The 18589-nt window shown below is 58.1% G+C and carries 16 protein-coding genes and 1 tRNA gene; 5 read left to right on the forward strand and 12 right to left on the reverse strand.

The annotated features are described in order from the left end of the window. Positions 1-1791, reverse strand: a 1791-nt coding sequence (locus ACRESD_RS18115) for a peptidase domain-containing ABC transporter (protein WP_431752175.1), incomplete at its 3' end; no start/stop codon positions are given. Positions 1792-1801: 10 nt separating this feature from the next. Continuing rightward, positions 1802-3058, reverse strand: coding sequence for an HlyD family secretion protein (locus ACRESD_RS18120; protein ID WP_431752187.1), 1257 nt, complete (start codon positions 3056-3058; stop codon positions 1802-1804). Between the two features lie 226 nt (positions 3059-3284). On the opposite strand from ACRESD_RS18120, the gene ACRESD_RS18125 reads away from it, so the two are divergent. Both ACRESD_RS18125 and ACRESD_RS18130 read left to right on the forward strand, forming a co-directional pair. Continuing rightward, a complete protein-coding gene (locus ACRESD_RS18125; RefSeq protein WP_431752176.1) occupies positions 3285-3479 on the forward strand; it encodes a response regulator transcription factor in 195 nt (64 codons plus the stop codon). A gap of 662 nt (positions 3480-4141) precedes the next feature. Continuing rightward, positions 4142-4399 (forward strand): colicin V family bacteriocin, encoded by a 258-nt coding sequence (locus ACRESD_RS18130; RefSeq protein ID WP_431752177.1) that lies wholly within the window; start codon positions 4142-4144, stop codon positions 4397-4399. A 190-nt stretch (positions 4400-4589) separates the two neighbouring features. On the opposite strand, the gene ACRESD_RS18135 is transcribed toward ACRESD_RS18130, so the two are convergent. Together ACRESD_RS18135 and ACRESD_RS18140 are read right to left on the reverse strand one after the other, a co-directional pair. After that, positions 4590-4665 (reverse strand) — tRNA-Asn (locus ACRESD_RS18135). Between the two features lie 75 nt (positions 4666-4740). Beyond that, positions 4741-5625: a LysR family transcriptional regulator gene (locus ACRESD_RS18140; protein ID WP_431752178.1), complete on the reverse strand. Its 885-nt coding sequence runs from the start codon at positions 5623-5625 to the stop codon at positions 4741-4743. Between the two features lie 102 nt (positions 5626-5727). Between ACRESD_RS18140 and lldD the strand changes: the two genes are divergently transcribed. Beyond that, positions 5728-6858, forward strand: a complete 1131-nt coding sequence (gene lldD / locus ACRESD_RS18145) for an FMN-dependent L-lactate dehydrogenase LldD (RefSeq protein WP_431752179.1) — start codon at positions 5728-5730, stop codon at positions 6856-6858. 397 nt (positions 6859-7255) lie between these two features. After that, complete coding sequence (locus ACRESD_RS18150) at positions 7256-8182, forward strand: GGDEF domain-containing protein (RefSeq protein ID WP_431752180.1); 927 nt, start codon at positions 7256-7258, stop codon at positions 8180-8182. Positions 8183-8203: 21 nt separating this feature from the next. Here the strand turns inward: ACRESD_RS18150 and ACRESD_RS18155 are convergent, their stop codons facing one another. The 7 genes from ACRESD_RS18155 to ACRESD_RS18185 form a co-directional block, all read right to left on the reverse strand. Beyond that, positions 8204-8977 carry a TenA family transcriptional regulator gene (locus ACRESD_RS18155; protein ID WP_431752188.1) on the reverse strand — a complete coding sequence of 258 codons (774 nt, stop codon included), beginning with the start codon at positions 8975-8977 and terminating at the stop codon, positions 8204-8206. A gap of 78 nt (positions 8978-9055) precedes the next feature. Then, positions 9056-11530: an EAL domain-containing protein gene (locus ACRESD_RS18160; RefSeq protein WP_431752181.1), complete on the reverse strand. Its 2475-nt coding sequence runs from the start codon at positions 11528-11530 to the stop codon at positions 9056-9058. A gap of 62 nt (positions 11531-11592) precedes the next feature. After that, complete coding sequence (locus tag ACRESD_RS18165; RefSeq protein ID WP_431752182.1) at positions 11593-13410, reverse strand: ABC transporter ATP-binding protein; 1818 nt, start codon at positions 13408-13410, stop codon at positions 11593-11595. Continuing rightward, positions 13403-14005: a DsbA family protein gene (locus tag ACRESD_RS18170; RefSeq protein WP_338577058.1), complete on the reverse strand. Its 603-nt coding sequence runs from the start codon at positions 14003-14005 to the stop codon at positions 13403-13405. The genes ACRESD_RS18165 and ACRESD_RS18170 overlap by 8 nt, the downstream gene beginning before the upstream one ends. Positions 14006-14041: 36 nt before the next feature. Continuing rightward, positions 14042-14983 (reverse strand): rhodanese-related sulfurtransferase, encoded by a 942-nt coding sequence (locus tag ACRESD_RS18175; protein WP_431752183.1) that lies wholly within the window; start codon positions 14981-14983, stop codon positions 14042-14044. Between the two features lie 118 nt (positions 14984-15101). Next, positions 15102-15398 (reverse strand): BolA family protein, encoded by a 297-nt coding sequence (locus ACRESD_RS18180; RefSeq protein ID WP_185703844.1) that lies wholly within the window; start codon positions 15396-15398, stop codon positions 15102-15104. Positions 15399-15404: 6 nt separating this feature from the next. Continuing rightward, the gene (locus ACRESD_RS18185; protein WP_431752184.1) at positions 15405-15923 is read right to left on the reverse strand and encodes a DUF2059 domain-containing protein; all 519 of its coding nucleotides are present in this window, start codon (positions 15921-15923) and stop codon (positions 15405-15407) included. Positions 15924-16116: 193 nt separating this feature from the next. Here ACRESD_RS18185 and ACRESD_RS18190 point away from each other — a divergent pair, with 193 nt between their 5' ends. Further along, a complete protein-coding gene (locus ACRESD_RS18190) occupies positions 16117-17499 on the forward strand; it encodes a class II fumarate hydratase (RefSeq protein ID WP_431752185.1) in 1383 nt (460 codons plus the stop codon). On the opposite strand, the gene ACRESD_RS18195 is transcribed toward ACRESD_RS18190, so the two are convergent. Further along, on the reverse strand, positions 17496-18452 hold the full coding sequence (locus tag ACRESD_RS18195; protein WP_431752186.1) for a DMT family transporter: 957 nt from the start codon (positions 18450-18452) through the stop codon (positions 17496-17498). The two genes, ACRESD_RS18190 and ACRESD_RS18195, sit on opposite strands and share 4 nt — an antisense overlap. Between the last annotated feature and the right edge of the window lie 137 nt (positions 18453-18589).

The following is an 18589-nucleotide window of genomic DNA, read 5'->3' on the forward strand; positions in this document are numbered from 1 at the left end:
GCACTCCATAGCCCAATCCAGATCTGGGTCAGACTCAAAGAACACGATGTTGTCTGAGAGTGAACCGGCGAACAGGCAGTCGTCCTGCATGACTGTCCCGATCTTGCCCCGGAACGTTTCGGTTCCCAGTTGTTGTAGATCACTCCCTGCCATGAGTATCCGGCCTTCGGTAGGCTGGAAGATACCCAGCAGCAAGCTAACGAGCGTACTCTTGCCGCTGCCCGAAGCACCGGTGACGGCCACCGACTCGCCTTGTGCGATATACATATCAACGCCATTGAGCACGAACGGCTCTTGGTCGGAATATCGGTACTTCACGCCTTTAAGCTCAATATCCACCGGGCAGGCAGGCCACGTTGCATTTGCTGATGTGCCGCGGCTTTCTTCCGGTGGGTGCATGACAATGTCAGCCAACCGCTCACCTTGCAGACGCAACATATAAAGCTCAAAAAGATGGTCGATCAAGTTCGCGACGCGGCTGACGAACTGATTTTTGTAAGCCATAAACGCGATCAATACGCCGACAGTGAACTGGTTATTCATCACCAAGGAGGCACCCAGCCCAATGGCAATCAGATTCTCCAAACCAAATATCAAACCGTTCAACTGCGTGTAGATCAGCTGCAACTTCTGCGTTCTCAACCCTGCATTGATCTGTTCTACCAGCAAGCCAAGCCAGGCAAGACGCCTTTCGTTCTGACGCTGGAACAGCTTGATCGGCCGCATACCACGCACCGTTTCAAGAAAGTGACTTTCCTGGCGGGCGGCGTGAACAATCTGTTCTTCACTAGCCCGACGCAACGGGTAGTACCACGCCCAGCGAACCATGGCGTACAGGGTCATCGCTGTGGCGGCTATGGCTGCCAGTAACGGGCTGTAGATAAACATGAGAATGAAAGTAGCGATGGTCATGAGACCATCGAGCACGGCAGAAAAGAACGCCGCTGTCAGGGTGCCCTGTATGACATCAACGGCACCGAAACGGGAAACGACATCCCCTAGATGCCGCTTTTCAAAATAGTGGATAGGCAGACGCAACAGATGACTGAATACATTGGCGCGCCATTGCACGCTCAATAGCGTGCTCAAATGCATCATGACCCAGGCCCGTATGGCGCTCACCATTTGCTGCATCAGCAACAGCAAGCCAAAGCCGATAATCAAAGTTGTCAACAGGTCACGATCTTGGGTGACCAGCACGTTGTCGAGCGTCCATTGCAGCAGGAAAGGACTGACCAGTGAGAACACTTCTAGCGCCAGCGCCAAGGCAAGCACCTGTCCAAGGGAACGGTACAGACCGCTCACTCTCCCCAGCATGCTCATCAGTTTGACTTGAGGCTTTGGCTGCTGCTTTTCAAAGCTCCCGCCAGGCCAGACTTCAAGCGCCACACCGGTGAAAGACTTGCTAGCTTCGGCCAAGCTCAAATGCCGGATGCCGGAGGCAGGGTCATGCACAATAATTCGTTGGCTCTCTACAGCCTTGAGAACAATGAAGTGGTTGAAGTTCCAATGCAAAACGCAAGGCAACTTTAATTTGCCCAGATCTTCAAGCTCCAGCCTGACAGCTCGCGCCCCAAGATTCAGTTGGTCAGCAGTCTGGATCAATTGCTTGAGCGTACTTCCCTTGAGTGACACGCTGAATTGACGGCGCAAGTCCATCAGCGTTGCATGATGACCGTGAAATCCCGTGATCATCGCAAGGCAAGCCAGGCCACACTCCGTCGCTTCAGTTTGCAGGATCAAGGGCAGGCGTCGCCCCATTCGCAAAGAGATCGCATCGAGATAGTTCATGCGGTATCTCCTAGAATTTACCAGTCAGGCTGTAGAGCGGCTCAAGCACCCACTCATAGAGACGACGAGTCTCCTGCAGGATGTCAGCCTCAACCAACATGCCGGTTTGCAGAGGTCGTGGCTTGCCATATGCCAGTACGGATTGTGCTTCGATATCGACGCGTATGCGGTAAATCTGCTCACCATTCAATCCAAGTCCAGGGACACTGCCGGTCATCGTTGCCAACTCAGCGGCAGACAACGTCGCCTTTGAGATAGAGGCGACGCTGCCACTGTGTTGGCCGAACTTCTGATACGGGTACGCCTGATAACGCACCCTCACCGGGTCACCGGTATGAATGAAACCGATGGCTTTACTCGGCGCGTACAGTTCGACTTGCAGATGAGAATTGGCAGGCACGATGCTCATCAAGACCCGTGAACTATCAACTGTCTGACCCGGCTCAACGAGAATCGCAGTAGCCACGCCACCCTGGGGAGCCGTAATGGTCAAGGCACGCTTGGCTTCACTTTCAATGAGTTCTTGCTGGATGCCCGATAATGAACGCTGAATATCTGCCAGTTGGTTTTCGTGCAGCGACGAAAGACCTGCAAACTCATGCTGGGTTTCCACCAACTGCTGGTTCAGCACTGTCGTTTCGCGAGCCAGCCCCTGGAGGGTCTGATGCTGGCCCAGGAGTTCGGACTGACGCTGTTGCAGCTGATCCATTGAGATGTAGCCCTTGTCCATCAATCCTTGATATCGATCAGCCGCATTGGTCGCCAGCTTTACAAGCTTCTCTTGACTGGCTGTCTGCTGCGCCAGCGTCCATAACTGTCGTCGTAAACTTTCGAGCTTGCTTAGCAAGCTTTGTCGCTCCTCTGACTGCAGTTGCTTCTTTTTGACTAACTCGTCATTCAGAGAGTGCTGTCGAATGGTCAGTTGATCGGTTACATCTGCTTGAACTGGCCGCGAATCACCGGCATAGCGCTCACTGGAAATTCGGAACAGTGGCGCTCCTTGCTTGACCGGCTGGCCTTCATCGATAAAGCGCTCTAGGACTAAGCCGTACTGAGGTGCGTGTATTTTCAGTTGCCCCGAGAACGGTACCAACTGACCCGGGACGGTAATGCGCTTTGTGTAACTGCCCCATAGAAAAAAACTCACCACCATGACTGCAAAGAGCCCAGCAATCAGCGTCAGCACTGCGAAGGAAACGGGCCTAACGAGCACGATCTCCCCTAGCCAATTAGCTTGCCTAGCGCTCAGAGCTTCTAGCCGGAACAACGGTGTTTCCGATGGCACAATTCATCCTTTATCAATCTTTTTCCAGGGTTCACCCGAAGTAGTACGCGTCCTCACGGCGTCACAGAACAGTGATCAGCTCCACGCCTGATGAAAAATCAGTTGTCCAAGGTAAATTTCTGACCGCCTCATTCGTTAGCCTTACAGCTATAGAAGGGAGCCATCCTTTCTTCAATATCCTATATGAGCGAGCGCAGGGAGCAGCGTATTGAACATTACCGATCGAGAGTCCGCGGTACTGAATTTTTTAGTTCAAGGCTTAACCAACAAGGAAATTGGCCGAGAGTTAGGAATCAGCGACCACACTGTAAGGGACCACATTTCATCAATGCTCAAAAAAACCAACACAGCGAGCCGTGTTGAATTAGCTGTTAAAACCAGCACAATGAAGGGAGTAAAATAGGCCTGCCCACACCTACTTGCTTCTTTACTATCCCAGGCTCCAAACATTTAGTCACCCCCTACAATCGTAGGGGAGCCTGATTTTCAACCTGAGTTAAAATAAATTTGACATCCTCCACCCATATATCTCAAGGGCCTCAACACCCACTGAAATGGCTACCAACCAGGATTATCAGTTCCACTTACTCTAGCTCAAACACAACTTCCGAAATGCGTAAATACTTGACTTTCGAGTGACATCAACATTAGAAACCAGAGCCGAGCACCCACAGCTTCTTGGCTCTCCTCCGCCCCCCTACAAATGAAGGGTGTCGACCCGAGCTCTGACGAGCTATAATTTCGCTTTATACCCTTTCTATTCACCCAAAAGTTGTTTAGCTTTCGCCAACTGAAACTCAACTTCTACGGGTGGATAGACACTCAACACTGCCTCATTCAGGGTTAAGCTCGTGAAAACCTTATTTCCGGTTCTGATATCAGTTTTGATCGGCATCATCGTCGGCACGATTTCAGACTATCTAGCACTAAACTCACTTTTAAAATACATACTCATTGGACTGGCCGTAAGCACCACCTACAAAATCATACTCATTCGATTCATAGCTAAAAAACAATAAGCATCACATCAGACTAAACTCACCCATCAGAAAATAAGGAAATGCCATGAGAAGCTTAACGAATGAAGAGCTAGTGGATGTTTATGGTGCACAGGGAGGTATGACCGTCTCAGCAGAAACAATTGGCGCATCAATTGGCGCAACCGTCGGTAACGTCTACGGTGGAAACTTAGGCGCGATGGCTGGCGGAATTATAGGCGGCGCAATCGGAAATTATCTCACTGGTACTCGCCAGCCTGGGTCCGTTAGCACTAGTGGCATTCCGTGGGGAGCTTCATTCTCAGCCCCCTCTAACGCTTCCTGATCACACCCCTAATGCTTGAAAGCACAGGGTTAAAGTGAATATCAAAGGGACATAATTGACTGATACGTCGCCCCACCAGCCATAACGACTAGATACCTTATTCAGCATTTTGGGAACGTTCGCGACTTTGATCACCCCAGCCAAATCCAAGGCAAAAAAAAGCCTGCATCTCTGCAGGCTTTTCTCTATCTGGCTCCACGACCTGGACTCGAACCAGGGACCCAATGATTAACAGTCATTTGCTCTACCAACTGAGCTATCGCGGAATGCGCCGTATGTTACTGATTAAAAAGAAGAAGTCAAGCATTCGATCTAATTTATCCGGATAACCGGTAGCCGCCCTACTCCGAATGGGCCATTTCCTTGGCCAAATCCAGCCAGGCGCGGGCGGCAGGAGGTAGGTGGGCGCTGGCACGCCAGGCCAGGGCGATGTGCCAGTCGGTGTGGGGTTCGTCCAAGGGGATCAAGGCGATGCCGGGGTGTTGATGCTTGTGCGCCAGCATGCGCGGCAGGAAGGCGACGCCCAGTCCTGCCGAGACCAGGTCGACGATAAAGTCGATCTGCCCGCTGCGCGCGGTGACCTTGGGTGTCACACCTTTGCGCTCGCAGGCGGCGAGGATCTTGGCGTTCAGGGCGAAGCCGGCTTCGAACAGGATGAACGGTGAGTCGGCAAGGTCGGTGAAGTCGATGCGCTTGCGCCGGGCCAGCGGGTGGTTAACGGGCAATACGGCCATCAGCGGTTCATTGCGCACGGGTTGGTAGTCGAAACCTTCATCCGTGGGCAACAGCAGTGCCGCCAGGTCGATCTCTCCGGCCTCCAGGCATCCGCGCAGTTTTTTACTGCCGTATTCGGTGAGTTCGATTTCGATGTCGGGGTAGCGTGTGCGGTAGGTGGCGAACATCGCCGCGAACAGCACGCCACAGCCTACCGGCGGCAGGCCGATGCGCAGTTGGCCACGCTTGAGGCCACGCAGGTCGTTGATCTCGGCCACCAAATCGTTGCTCTCGGCGAGCAGTACCTGGGCGCGGCGGTAGGCAATTTCACCGGCGGCGGTGAGTTCGTTGCGGTGGCCCAGGCGATTGAGCAGTGGCGTGCCCAGTTCGTCTTCCAGGGTCTTGACCGCCTTGCTCACGGTGGACTGGGTCAGGGACACCACTTGCGCGGCCTGGGAAAAACCACCCTGGCGTACCACTTCGACAAAGGCACGCAATGCTCGCAGGTTCATCAGTATTCCTTTGGCGACTGGTTATCAGTGAAAAAAGTTGTTTTTATCATGCCAGATTGTTGCCTATCCTGAACCCACCTTGCCTTGTGGAGCCCCTCTTCAATGATCATCTCGTCCGCCTCCGACTATCGCGCAGCCGCCAAGCGCAAGCTGCCGCGCTTCCTGTTCGATTACATCGACGGTGGCGCCTACGCCGAACACACGATGCGCGCCAACAGTTCGGACCTGGCCGAGATCAGCCTGCGCCAGCGCGTGCTGCGCAATGTCGACAGCCTGAGCCTCAAGACCACCTTGTTCGGCCAGTCGCTGGACATGCCCGTGATCCTCAGCCCAGTGGGCTTGACCGGCATGTATGCGCGGCGCGGCGAAGTGCAGGCGGCCAAGGCGGCCGCCAACAAAGGCATCCCGTTCTGCCTGTCGACGGTGTCGGTGTGCCCCATCGAAGAAGTGGCGTCGCAGAGCGCCAATGCGATCTGGTTCCAGCTGTACGTGCTCAAGGACCGTGGTTTCATGCGCAATGCCCTGGAACGCGCCCAGGCTGCGGGTGTTACCACCCTGGTGTTTACCGTGGATATGCCGACGCCCGGCGCACGCTACCGGGATGCTCACTCGGGCATGTCCGGGCCGTTCGCGGCCTCGCGGCGCATGCTGCAAGCCGTCACGAAACCGCAATGGGCGTTCGACGTGGGGTTGATGGGCCGCCCCCACGACCTGGGCAATATTTCCAAGTACCTGGGCAAACCCACCCACCTGGAAGACTACATCGGCTGGCTGGCCAACAACTTCGACCCGTCGATCAGCTGGAAAGACCTGGAGTGGATCCGTGAGTTCTGGAAAGGCCCGATGATCATCAAAGGCATTCTCGACCCTCAGGACGCCAAGGACGCCGTGAGCTTCGGCGCCGATGGCATCGTGGTCTCCAACCATGGTGGCCGCCAGCTGGACGGCGTGCTGTCCACCGCCAAGGCCCTGCCACCGATTGCCGACGCAGTGGGCGACGACCTCACAGTGTTGGTGGACTCCGGCATCCGCTCCGGGCTGGACGTGGTGCGCATGCTCGCCCTGGGTGCCAAGGCGTGCCTGTTGGGCCGCGCCACCGCCTACGCACTCGCCGCCGATGGCCAGCATGGCGTGGAAAACTTGCTGGACATCTTCGCCAAGGAAATGCGCGTGGCCATGACCTTGACCGGCGTTACCTCGATCGAGCAGATCGATCGCTCCACCCTGGTTTAACCCCGTTGTTCTGGGCGGCGCGTCTCTTATTTGCGGGGGGATGCCGGCCTTGTTTATTCGCGATAAACAGTTCGATCCACAAAAACAGTAAGGTCGACGCCGCCAGCCAAATAACTGACGCAGGCAGACGGTGTTCGTGCTTAGTTAAAATAGCAATTAATTGATTTATAAGATGTTTTATATAGCCAAAAGGATTTGGCACGAATCTCGCTCAATTCCCTGCCAAGCAGGTTAAGCGATGACAAGACGTGCGGCAGTGCCCTGGGGTTATAACCCGGCTCAAAGCGGTTTAAACTGTTTCCAATGTTTTACACAACTGAAGGAACAGTAAGACGCTTGGCATCTGCCATTCTCATCCAGCCTGTAAGACAGTTAAGTGCTTAGAGGCCGTCCGTTTATGAAAACACCCACCCAGACCAACGCAATTGACTTCGACAGTGCCAAATTGCAACGTCTGGGGTTTGGTCAACCCTCGCTGCGCCCCCGACGGCCCACGACCCTCGCCCAACTTCGCCAGCAACTGAACCAGCAATTGCAGACCAGCCTGGAGCCGGAGCGCATCCTCGGCCTGTTCTTTCGCGAGGTCCAACGCCTGGTGCCCTTGGATGCCCTGCAATACCGCCATGAAACCAGCGACCTGCGCCTGGAGTTCGGCCATCGCGGCCATCACTCGGTGAGCTACAGCCTGAGCCATGAAGGCGAGCATTTGGGTGAACTGATCTTTCGCCGTAACCAGCGCTTCATGGACGACGAACTGAATCAGCTCGAATCCCTGCTGGCCACCTTGCTCTATCCGATGCGCAACGCCCTGCTCTACCGTGCAGCTACCCGCAGTGCCCTGCGCGACCCTTTGACTGAAACCGGCAACCGCATCGCCATGGACCAGACCTTGCAACGGGAGATCGACATGGCCCGACGGCATTTGAGCCCGTTGTCCTTGCTGATGCTGGACATCGACCACTTCAAGCGCATCAACGACACCCACGGCCATGCCGCTGGCGACAGCGTGCTACGCGCGGTGGCGGCGGCGATCAAAAGCCAGTTGCGCAACGTGGACATGGTGTTTCGGTTTGGCGGGGAAGAGTTCCTGATCTTGCTGTCCAACACCGGCCGCGATGCGGCAGCGATGGTCGGCGAGCGTCTGCGCCAGGCAGCGCAGGCCCAGGATTACTGGGTGGAGGGTACGCGGATCGAACTGACGGTGAGCCTCGGCTGCTCAACCCTGCTGGCCGCCGAATCGGCTGAAAGCCTGTTGCGCCGGGCCGACAACGCTTTGTATGTGGCCAAGCGCGAAGGCCGCAATCGCTTGGCCATGGCGGGGTAAGCCCCCACCATCACCTTTACATCACGCCTCGCTGGCGACGCGCGCCGGGCGCTCGCGAACGGCTGCGGGCGCCTTGTCTTTCTCCTTTTCCAAGCGCATGCAGCTTTCCAGGAACAGGTACATGTAGTCGTAGCTCTTGCAGACGGCCTGGCGCAACTCGACCTGCAGGGCCTTGCTCGGGTTCATCCCGGCCAGGGTGCAGATGATTTCCAGGGCTTCCCAAGGGTGGGCGTCGTCGTACTGGGCGTGCATCTTCAGCCACTTCATCGCGCGCTTGCGGTCTTCCTCCGGGAAGGCGGCCGCATACACACCGGTCGAACACACCACGGCGGACCACTCCCCAGTCGCCCCCTCGATGGCGTAGTTGGTGGCGGCAATCGCAACGATCAGCGCGTCGGCCGAGCTGGTATGCCAGCACCAGTGGCTCAGGGCGTGCAGTTCCGGCGGTACGTTCTGCGCTTGCAGTTCCTCCAGGCTCACCCCATGGGCACGGGCCCAATGCACCCAATAGTCGGCGTGGTTCAGTTCCACGCGGATATTGCGCATCAGCCAGCGTCGCGCCATATCCTCCCCAGGGTGGCGGGCAAACTTGGTCTTGGTGAGGTTCTGTGCCATGTACAAGGCAAACTGTTCAACCACTGGCCAGCCACCGATCAGGTAGTGGCGCATGGTCTTGGCGCTGAGCGTGTTGTCGCGCATGCGCTGGTACAGTTCGTGTTCGACAACTCGGCGCTTGCTCTCGCTACAGTCCTGGATCAATTGCTGCGCCCAGGCGGGGTAACTTGAGGCTTCCATAAGCGGGCCGGTTCTGTTGAATGTGTCGATCACTGTAGGGCTCCTTTTTTAGTGTGATAGTACAGACCAGCAAATGTTTCAACGGAATGTGCCGGGCGCCTTGAATAACAGAGGCTGCGGCCGCACAGGTCGACACTGCAAGCTATCAAAGGTAAACAATTGCGGGCGCTCTATCAGGTAGCCCTGAGCGTAATCCACACCAATCTCAAGTAACGCCTGTTCGATGTGCGGTGTTTCAACAAACTCGGCAATTGTGCGCTTACCCATGACGTGGCCGATGTGATTGATCACTTCGACCATCGCGCGGTTAATCGGGTCGTCCAGCATATCCTTTACGAAACTTCCATCGATCTTCAGGAAGTCTACAGGTAAATGTTTAAGATAAGCGAATGAGGACATTCCGGCGCAAAAGTCGTCGAGAGAGAAGTGGCAACCTAACGCTTTGAGTTCATTAATAAAACGAATTGCACTGCCCAGATTGGCAATAGCACTCGTCTCAGTTATTTCAAAACATATCATTGCCGGAGGGATGTTGTAAGCCGCGAATTTCTCACGTAAAAAACCCAGGAAGTCATCATCACCAATGGTAATGCCTGACAGATTGATCGCACACATAGCCATGGGCCGGCCCGGGCGCTCATGCAGGCAGCCGGCGATGATCTTGAACACATTCTCGACCACCCAGCGATCCAGCGACGTCATCAGGCCATAACGTTCGGCGGCTGGGATAAAGCTGTCGGGCAGGATGATCCGGCCACCCTCATCATGCAATCGCAGCAGGATTTCGACGTGGCCATTGCCGCCGTCGGTATGGCCCAGCGGCGCAATTTCCTGGGAGTACAGGCAAAAACGGTTCTCCTCCAAGGCCATGTGCAGGCGCTGCACCCAAGCCATTTCACCGAAACGCAGGGACAATTCCGAGTCATCGGCATGATAGACCTGCACCCGGTTGCGGCCCTTTTCCTTGGCCATGTAGCACGCCATGTCCGCTGCCCGCAGCGACGTTTCCAAGGTGGTCGGGGTTTGCGAGATATGCACCAGGCCGATGCTCACGGTGGTCATGAACGGCCGCCCTTTCCACACGAAGTGCAAGCTCTGCACGGTATGGCGCAGGCTCTCGGCGATCTTTTCCGCTACGGGCGCCGGGCAATTCTCCAGCAGGATGCCGAATTCATCGCCGCCCAAGCGCGCCAGGGTGTCTCCTTCGCGCAGGTCTGACTGCAACAGCGCACAAATATGCCGCAACAGTTCATCGCCCGCCGCGTGCCCACAGGTGTCGTTGACCAACTTGAACTGGTCCAGATCCAGGAACATCAACGCATGCCGCCCACTTTGCTGGCGCGCCACTTGCTGCAGTACCTGCTCCAGGCGGAACTCGAACTCGCGACGGTTGGCCAGGCCGGTCAAGGCGTCATGGGTCGCCTGCCATGACAGATTGGCGATGTACTGACGCTCCTGGGTCATGTCGTGCAGCACCAGCACTGCGCCGCTGACCTTGCCGGCGCTGCGGATCGGTGCGCCGACCAGCGTGACCGACACCGTACTGCCGTCCAGGCGCTGGATCAGCTTGGAGTGCTCGCTGCCGCCACTGAGTTGACCCTTGATGATGCGTTCAATCAGGGTAAAACCATCGGCCTCGGCGTTTTCATCCAGCAGGTTGAACAGGGCCGCCAGGGGCAAACCTTGGGCCTGGGCGGTTTTCCAGTGGGTCAACGCCTCGGCCGCAGGGTTCATGTAGGCGATGGCGCCGTCTACATCAGTGGTGATCACGCCGTCGCCGATCGATTCCAGGGTGATCTGCGCCCGCTCCTTCTCCGCCTGCAGGGCATTGGCGAAAGCATGACGCTGGGTCAGCAGCTTGTGGGTACGCAGCAGCGCCAGGACAATCAGGCCCAAGGCCGTGGCCAGGTTAGTGATCAGCAGCAACCGTAAAATCATCCGTGAGCCTTCACCCAAGGCATCACTGAACGCCTTGGCCGCCGGGGTCACGCCGTCATTGATGGCAATGATTCGGGCTTTCCAGTCACGTACATTGTCGCCACTGACTTGACTCGTGCTGATCGCCCGGTGCATCACCTGGGCCAGGTCGTCCAATTGCACCAGGTAACCATCGCCCACGGTCCACAGTTCGATGGCTTTTTCCAGGTAGCTGAAATGGCGAAAGTTGAGGTACAGCCAGATCAGGCTGGAAACGTCGTCCGGATGGTTGCCGCCCTTGAGGATGCCCAGGCGCGCAGCGGTGAGGTCAGGGGTGGGACGGTCGAGGGCGATGCGCAGTTCGTGCCCGCCCTGGGGCACCGCGATAGCTTGCTGGTACTTGAGATACGTGGCTTCATCGCGGTTATCGGCGTAGAGCGTCAGGTAATAGATGGCGTCTTTCTGACCCTTGGACCATAGGCTTTCGCCTGCCACGTAGCCACGTACTGCAGAAAGCACGTAGAGACTGACGCAACCTAACAATGCCTGGAACAGCACCACGGCGATAAAAGGCCAGACAATGCCCAGCAGTCGAGGCTTGCTAAACGTCGCTGCGAGAGTCGGTTTTTGCTTCATGAAGCCCCTTGCACATGCACAGCTGAATACGCACGCGAGAATCCGCTTCCCAAAGCATTCTATCAACGCACTTGTTGCAGATGTCCGTACAATTTGGCGTACAACCCACCATCGGCAATCAACTGCTGATGGTCGCCATCTTCGGCGATATGCCCACCATCGAACACCAGTACTCGATCAGCCTGTTTCACCGCTGACAAGCGGTGGGCGATGATCAGTGTAGTACGCCCGCTGAGAAACCGCGCCAGTGCCTGATGCAGGTTGTATTCGGTAGCGGCATCCAGGGCCGAAGTGGCCTCATCCAGAATAACGACTTTGGGCTCTGCCAACACCATCCGCGCAATCGCCAGACGCTGGCGTTGCCCACCGGAAAAACGCACGCCGGAACGCCCCACCACACTGTCCAGGCCCAAGGGCAACGCCTTGACGGTAGCATCCAGCTGGGCGATTTCCAGTGCCTGCCAGCAGGCCTGGTCGGATCGGGCACGCCCCATGGTCAGGTTGGCGCGCACGGTGTCGTTGAACAGCGCCGGGTGTTGCAGCACCACTGCGACGTTTTCACGGATGGTCGCCAGGCCGATCTCCTGCTGGGTGGCGCCACCGAAACGGATACTGCCCGCTTGCGGGGTGTACAGCCCCAGCAACAGTTGCACCAACGTACTCTTGCCACCGCCGCTGGCACCGACGATGGCGACCTTTTCACCCGGCGCGATACTCAGGTTCAACTGGTCGAGCACCAGGTCTTCGCCGTAGCCAAAGTTGAGGCCCCGCACATCAATGCCTACCGTCTCACGCCCGGTAAACGGATCCTCGCCACCCGCATACTGGGGCTCATCGGCGCGCGCCAGCAGCTCGTTTATCCGCGTCAGCGCTCCACCCGCCGCGTAGTAGGCATATTGCAGGTTCAACAATTGCTCCACCGGACCGATCATGAACCACAGGTAGCTGAACACCGCGAGCATCTGGCCGATGGACAGGTCGGAAAACAGGACGGTGAGCATGGCCGCCGCACGGAAGATGTCGATGCCGAACTGGAACAGCAAACCGCTGGCGCGGCTGGAAGCATCGCTTTTCCACTGGGAGTTGATCGCATAATCGCGCACTTCCTGGGCGCGCTGGCCAAGGCGACCGAGGAAAAAGCCCTGGCGGTTGCCGGCGCGAACTTCCTGGATAGCATCAAGGGTTTCGGTCAGAGCCTGGGTAAAACGTGAGGTGCTGTCGTTTTCCAGTTTCTTCAGGTGTTTGACGCGCTTGCCCAGTTGCACCGTGGCGTAGATCACCAACGGGTTGAACAGCAGGATCAGCAATGCCAACTGCCAATGCATCCACACCAGAATGGCCGAGGTGCCGACCAGGGTGAGCATGGCCACCAGAAAACGACTGAGGGTTTCACCGACAAACTTGTCCAGCGTATCCAGGTCGGTGACCAGGTGCGTGGTCACCGTACCGCTGCCCAGGCTTTCGTACTCACCGAGGGAAATGCGCTTGAGCCGTTCGATCAGGCGCACGCGGATGCGATACACAATATCCTTGGCCAGCCGCGCAAACAGTCGCGCCTGCACCACGTTGAACACCAGGGCGCCACAGCGCAGCAACAAGGTCACCAGCAGCATCAGGCCGATGTAGCCAGCGGCCTTCTGCCAACCCAGGGGCAAGGCGTGATTCATCACCTTGAGGGCGGCATCGCCATGGCCCAGCAGCACTTCGTCCACCAGCAACGGCAACAGCAACGGAATGGGAACGCTGCACAGGGTCGCCAGCACGGCGACGCCATTGGCGATCCATAGGGATTTCTTGTGGCGCAGGGCCAGGCGGCGAATTTCCGCCCAGGTCAGGCGATCAGTACGTTTAGTCGGCTCAAGGTCAGGCTGATCATGCACAGGTTGCCCGCTCCAGCCATCGACCCAGCAAAGGCGACAACTCGGACAACGGCTGGTAACCATTGGTCAGCAAGGCCAACTGGCCATTGCGCTCGGCCAGCAGCGTCGGGAAGCCGGCGATACCCAAGTCTTGCACCCAAGTGAAATCAGCAGCCGTCGCGGCATGCTGTTCGGCGCGGTCAAACTCACCGGCAAACTCGATACGCGGAATACCCGCCTGCTCAGCCAACTCCACCAGCACACTGGCGAGGGTCACGTCGCGGCCCTCGACATAAAACGCGCGCTGGATCAGCCCCAGCAGCTTCCAGGCGCAATCCGGCGCCAGGCTGCGGGCGGTGACGATGGCGCGACAGGCCGGCTCGGTGTCATAAACGAAACCGTCGGGCAACGCGCCTTCGCGCTTGAACGGCTGGCCGGTGGCTTCGGTGACCGCCTGCCAATGTTCCAGAATGTAGCGCCGGGTGGTGGGCTCCAACGCCGCGCCACTGCCGGTGCGCAAGCCGCCCACCACCAGGTGCAGCTCCACGCCGGCCGCCTGGGCCTGCTCCACCAACGCCTCGGCCACTGGGGCAAAGCCCCAGCACCAGGAACACATCGGGTCCATTACATAGAGCAGGCGCGCGGACATGGCTCAGGCCTCGGAAGGAGATTGCTTGTAGTTGAAGCCAATCGGGTGCGGCATATTGCGGGCCTTGGCCAGTTCAATCTGCTTTTGCCGGTCTATTGCACTGCGGCGGGTCTTCTCTGGCAGTTTATCCCAGCAATGCGGGCAACTGATGCCGGCCACATAGTGCTCGGACGCGCGGTCGGAGGCGCTCACTGGTGTACGGCAGGCATGACATTGATCGTAGTCGCCTTCGCTCAAGTCGTGGCGCACGGTCACACGATTGTCGAACACGAAGCAGTCGCCCTGCCATTTGGTTTCTTCCTGAGGCACCTCTTCCAGGTACTTCAGAATACCGCCCTTGAGGTGGTAGACCTCATCAAAGCCTTCGCTGAGCATGTAGCTCGATGCCTTCTCGCAACGAATGCCACCGGTGCAGAACATGGCGACCTTCTTGTGCTTGGCCGGGTCGAAGTTGGCTTTGATATAGTCGGGAAATTCGCGAAAGCTGGTGGTTTTCGGGTCAATCGCGCCTTCAAAGGTACCGATCGACACTTCGTAGTCGTTACGGGTGTCGATCAACAGCACTTCCGGGTCGCTGATCAGCGCGTTCCAGTCCTGCGGGTCGACGTAGGTACCGACTTTCTTGTTCGGGTCGACGCCTTCGACGCCCAGGGTCACGATCTCTTTCTTGAGCTTGACCTTGGTGCGGTAGAACGGCTGCTCGTCGCAGTAGGATTCTTTGTGGTCGATATCGACCATGCGCGGGTCGTTCTTCAACCAGGCCATCAGGCCATCAATGCCTTCGCGGCTGCCGGATACGGTGCCGTTGATGCCTTCTTCGGCGATCAGCAAGGTGCCTTTGATGCCGTTGTCGACCATCGCCTGCAGCAGTGGCTCGCGCAGGGCGACGTAATCTTCGAGGGTGACGAACTTATACAGTGCCGCCACGACAATCGGTTGAGTCATGGGTGTTCTCTCCAGGTGGCTACCCTCGTAAAGGGTGAACCGGATGCAAAAAAAACGCGCCGGCTAAGCGGCGCGTTGCGGATTCTAACAAATGCCCGGTGTCAGAGACACCCAGTCATCAATCATGACCGCCAGCGCAGGTCGGCGAGGCCGGGGCTGCGTCGATTTTCGCCCATTCGTCAGGCGTGTAGGTATGCAGCGCCAGTGCATGAAACTCGCTCATCAGGTCACCCAGGGTGGCGTAGACCTTCTGATGGCGCTTGACGCGGTTGAGCCCCTCGAACTGCGGGCTGACCAGCACAGCCTTGAAGTGGGTCTGCAACCCACGACTGTGCATGTGGCTTTCATCCAGCACGCTCAAATGGTCGGTGCCCAGGGCGGCAAGCGCCGTTTCGATACGCTGTTGCATGGTCATTCCTGCTTACTTCTTCTTGGCCGGTGCCGCGGCTTTCGGCGTCAGCTCGTTGGTCATGTCTTCCAACAGCTTGTTCACCACCGGTACGGCGCTTTCCAGCTTGGCCTGGGTCATCTGGGCCGATTGCTGGGTCAGCTGCGGCATTTTTTCCAGGACTTTCTTGCCCAGTGGCGACTGGTAGAACGCGACCAGGTCCTTGAGCTCGGATTCGCTGAAGTTGGTGGTGTAGAGCTTGACCATGTCCGGCTTCAGCTTCGGCCAGCCGATGGCCTGGTCCAGGGCGGCGTTGGCCTTGGCCTGGTAGCTGTCCAGTACGGACTGCTTGGTGGCAGGCGCCTTGGTCTGTTCGAAACGCTGGGCGAACATTTGCTGCACTTGCATGTACACCGGGGTACCCAGCTTGTCAGCGTGAGCCAGGGTAAGGAAGGCTTCGGCACTGGCGTTGTGGCTGGCGGTATCGGCAAGAACCTGGCCGCTGGCGCAAACCAGAGCAACCGCGGTACAGATGGCACGAAGACGAGTCATCGAGTTTCCTTTTCTAGCAGGCGAGGTAAGACCCCAAGGGCGCCCATTCTGCGCCTAAAAAACGCCCAGGCTCAACCCCACCCCTTGTCGGACCTGGTTTTGCGGGGCTTCAACCCGATGAACAACGTTTAATGGAACCCACCTGGCCGATCACAGCCTAAACTGCGCAAACGAACCTGAAGGAGTGTGCTCGATGAGCCGTATCGAAACCGACAGCCTGGGGGAAGTTCATGTCCCGGATGACGCTTACTGGGGCGCGCAGACCCAACGTTCACTGGTGAATTTCGCCATCGGCGAACAACGCATGCCACTGGCCGTGCTGCACGCCCTGGCGTTGATCAAGAAGGCCGCGGCCAGGGTCAACGACCGCAACGGCGACCTGCCCGCCGATATTGCCCGCCTGATCGAGCAAGCCGCCGACGAAGTGCTCGACGGGCAACATGACGACCAGTTCCCGCTGGTGGTGTGGCAGACCGGCAGCGGCACCCAAAGCAATATGAACGCCAATGAAGTGATTGCCGGTCGTGCCAACGAACTGGCGGGCAACAACCGGGGCGGCAAAAGCCCAGTACACCCCAACGACCACGTCAACCGCTCCCAGAGCTCCAATGACTGCTTCCCCACGGCGATGAGCATCGCGACCGTGCAAGCGGTGCATCAGCATCTGTTGCCCGCCATCGCCAACCTTTCCGGTGGGTTGGCGGAGCAAGCCGCCAAACATATGAAGTTGGTGAAAACCGGTCGCACCCACATGATGGACGCCACGCCGATCACCTTCGGCCAGGAACTCTCGGCTTTTATCGCCCAGCTCGATTATGCCGAACGCGCGATCCGTGGCGCCCTGCCCGCCGTGTGCGAACTGGCCCAAGGTGGCACCGCCGTCGGCACCGGGCTCAATGCCCCCCACGGCTTTGGCGAGGCCATTGCCTCCGAGTTGGCAGCGTTGTCCGGTTTGCCGTTCGTCACCGCCCCCAACAAGTTCGCCGCCCTCTCCGGCCATGAGCCGCTGGTCACCCTGCACGGCGCGCTGAAAACCCTGGCCGTGGCCCTGATGAAACTCGCCAACGACCTGCGCCTGCTAGGTTCCGGCCCGCGCGCCGGGCTGGCCGAAGTGAAGTTGCCCGCCAACGAGCCGGGTAGCTCGATCATGCCGGGCAAGGTCAACCCTACCCAGTGCGAGGCGTTGTCGATGCTGGCCTGCCAGGTACTCGGCAACGACGTGACCATCGGCATCGCCGCCAGCCAAGGCCACTTGCAGTTGAACGTGTACAAGCCGGTGATCATCCACAACCTGCTGCAATCGATCCGTCTGCTGGCCGACGGCTGCAACAACTTCCAGGAACACTGCGTCGCAGGCCTGGAACCTGACCCTGTGCAAATGGCCGAGCATCTGGAGCGTGGGTTAATGCTGGTAACAGCGCTCAACCCTCACATCGGCTATGACAAGTCGGCGCAAATCGCCAAGAAGGCGTATGCCGAAGGCTTGACGCTACGGGAAGCCGCGCTGGAGCTGGGGTACCTCACCGATGCGGAGTTCGACCAGTGGGTACGCCCGGAGGACATGCTGGGAAACTAGGACGCCATACGCAAGCGCCGGGCCTTGAGCCCGGCGAGCAACGACGGCGCCAGCGCCACGGTCGCCGACCCCAGCACCACCACCAACGCCCCGGCATACCCGAGGGCGTTGATCTCTTCAGCCTGCACGAAGTCAGGCCACCACCAGGCAGCCAAGGCCACCGCAACAAACGTCACCAAGGGCGTCAGCGCGAGGGTCGCACTGACCCGTGAAGCTTCCCAATGCGCCAGCGCCTCGGCGAACGCGCCGTAGGCCACCAGGGTGTTCATGCAGCAGGCCAGCAGCAGCCAGCCTTGCAGTGGGCTCAGGTCCAGCGCCTCCAACGGATGAGCCCAGGGCGTAAGCAACAGCGCACAGGACAGGTAGATCACCATCATCACTTGCAGCGAATTCCACACCGTCAGCAGTTGCTTCTGGCCCAGGGCGTAGAACACCCAGATGGAGGTCGCCAGCAAGATCGTCAATACGCCAGCGGTGTAGGTGCCCAGGGAGGTGAGCAACTCTGTCAGGCGCTGGTTGAAGAACAGGCCGAAACCGCAGATCAACACCACCAACCCCAACACCTGCCCCAGGCTGAACCGCTCCTTGAACACAAACACACTGGCAATCATCAAGAAGATCGGGCCCATCTGCACCACCAACTGCGCGGTGCCGGGGCTGAGCATCTTCAGGCCGACCAGATACAACACGTAGTTGCCCACCAACCCGCACACTGCCATTGCCACCAACCAGCCACCCTTGGGGCCGAGCACCTTGCGACTGGGCAAGCGCCGGGTGAGCGCCAGGTAGACGAACAGGCAACCACCGGCCACCGTCAGGCGAAACCAGGTGACCGTGATCGGGTCCATCACCTGCAACACTTGTTTGAGTTTGATGGGCAGGATGCCCCACAGGAACGCGGTCAACAGGGTCAAGCCAAAGCCATAGACCCAGCGGCCGGAAGAGATGTGCATGAGAGCCCCGAATGCCTGAGGAAGTGGAGGCAGCATTCTAGGGGCAAGTAAACGATTTGGGCTACGACAGGGTAAAAATGTGGGAGGGGGCTTGCCCCCGATAAGGGTGGGTCAGCTACAGATGTGCTGGCTGGTAC

The sequence above is a fragment of the Pseudomonas sp. genome (assembly GCF_050739995.1).
Lineage (GTDB): Bacteria > Pseudomonadota > Gammaproteobacteria > Pseudomonadales > Pseudomonadaceae > Aquipseudomonas.

Bases quoted from the DNA above. Each gene is read 5' to 3' on its own strand.
- ACRESD_RS18130 (WP_431752177.1), top strand. From the start codon at position 4,142: ATGAGAAGCTTAACGAATGAAGAGCTAGTGGATGTTTATGGTGCACAG.
- ACRESD_RS18140 (WP_431752178.1), bottom strand. From the start codon at position 5,625: ATGAACCTGCGAGCATTGCGTGCCTTTGTCGAAGTGGTACGCCAGGGT.
- lldD (WP_431752179.1), top strand. From the start codon at position 5,728: ATGATCATCTCGTCCGCCTCCGACTATCGCGCAGCCGCCAAGCGCAAG.
- ACRESD_RS18150 (WP_431752180.1), top strand. From the start codon at position 7,256: ATGAAAACACCCACCCAGACCAACGCAATTGACTTCGACAGTGCCAAA.
- ACRESD_RS18155 (WP_431752188.1), bottom strand. From the start codon at position 8,977: ATGGAAGCCTCAAGTTACCCCGCCTGGGCGCAGCAATTGATCCAGGAC.
- ACRESD_RS18160 (WP_431752181.1), bottom strand. From the start codon at position 11,530: ATGAAGCAAAAACCGACTCTCGCAGCGACGTTTAGCAAGCCTCGACTG.
- ACRESD_RS18170 (WP_338577058.1), bottom strand. From the start codon at position 14,005: ATGTGTTCCTGGTGCTGGGGCTTTGCCCCAGTGGCCGAGGCGTTGGTG.
- ACRESD_RS18175 (WP_431752183.1), bottom strand. From the start codon at position 14,983: ATGACTCAACCGATTGTCGTGGCGGCACTGTATAAGTTCGTCACCCTC.
- ACRESD_RS18180 (WP_185703844.1), bottom strand. From the start codon at position 15,398: ATGACCATGCAACAGCGTATCGAAACGGCGCTTGCCGCCCTGGGCACC.
- ACRESD_RS18185 (WP_431752184.1), bottom strand. From the start codon at position 15,923: ATGACTCGTCTTCGTGCCATCTGTACCGCGGTTGCTCTGGTTTGCGCC.
- ACRESD_RS18190 (WP_431752185.1), top strand. From the start codon at position 16,117: ATGAGCCGTATCGAAACCGACAGCCTGGGGGAAGTTCATGTCCCGGAT.
- ACRESD_RS18195 (WP_431752186.1), bottom strand. From the start codon at position 18,452: ATGCACATCTCTTCCGGCCGCTGGGTCTATGGCTTTGGCTTGACCCTG.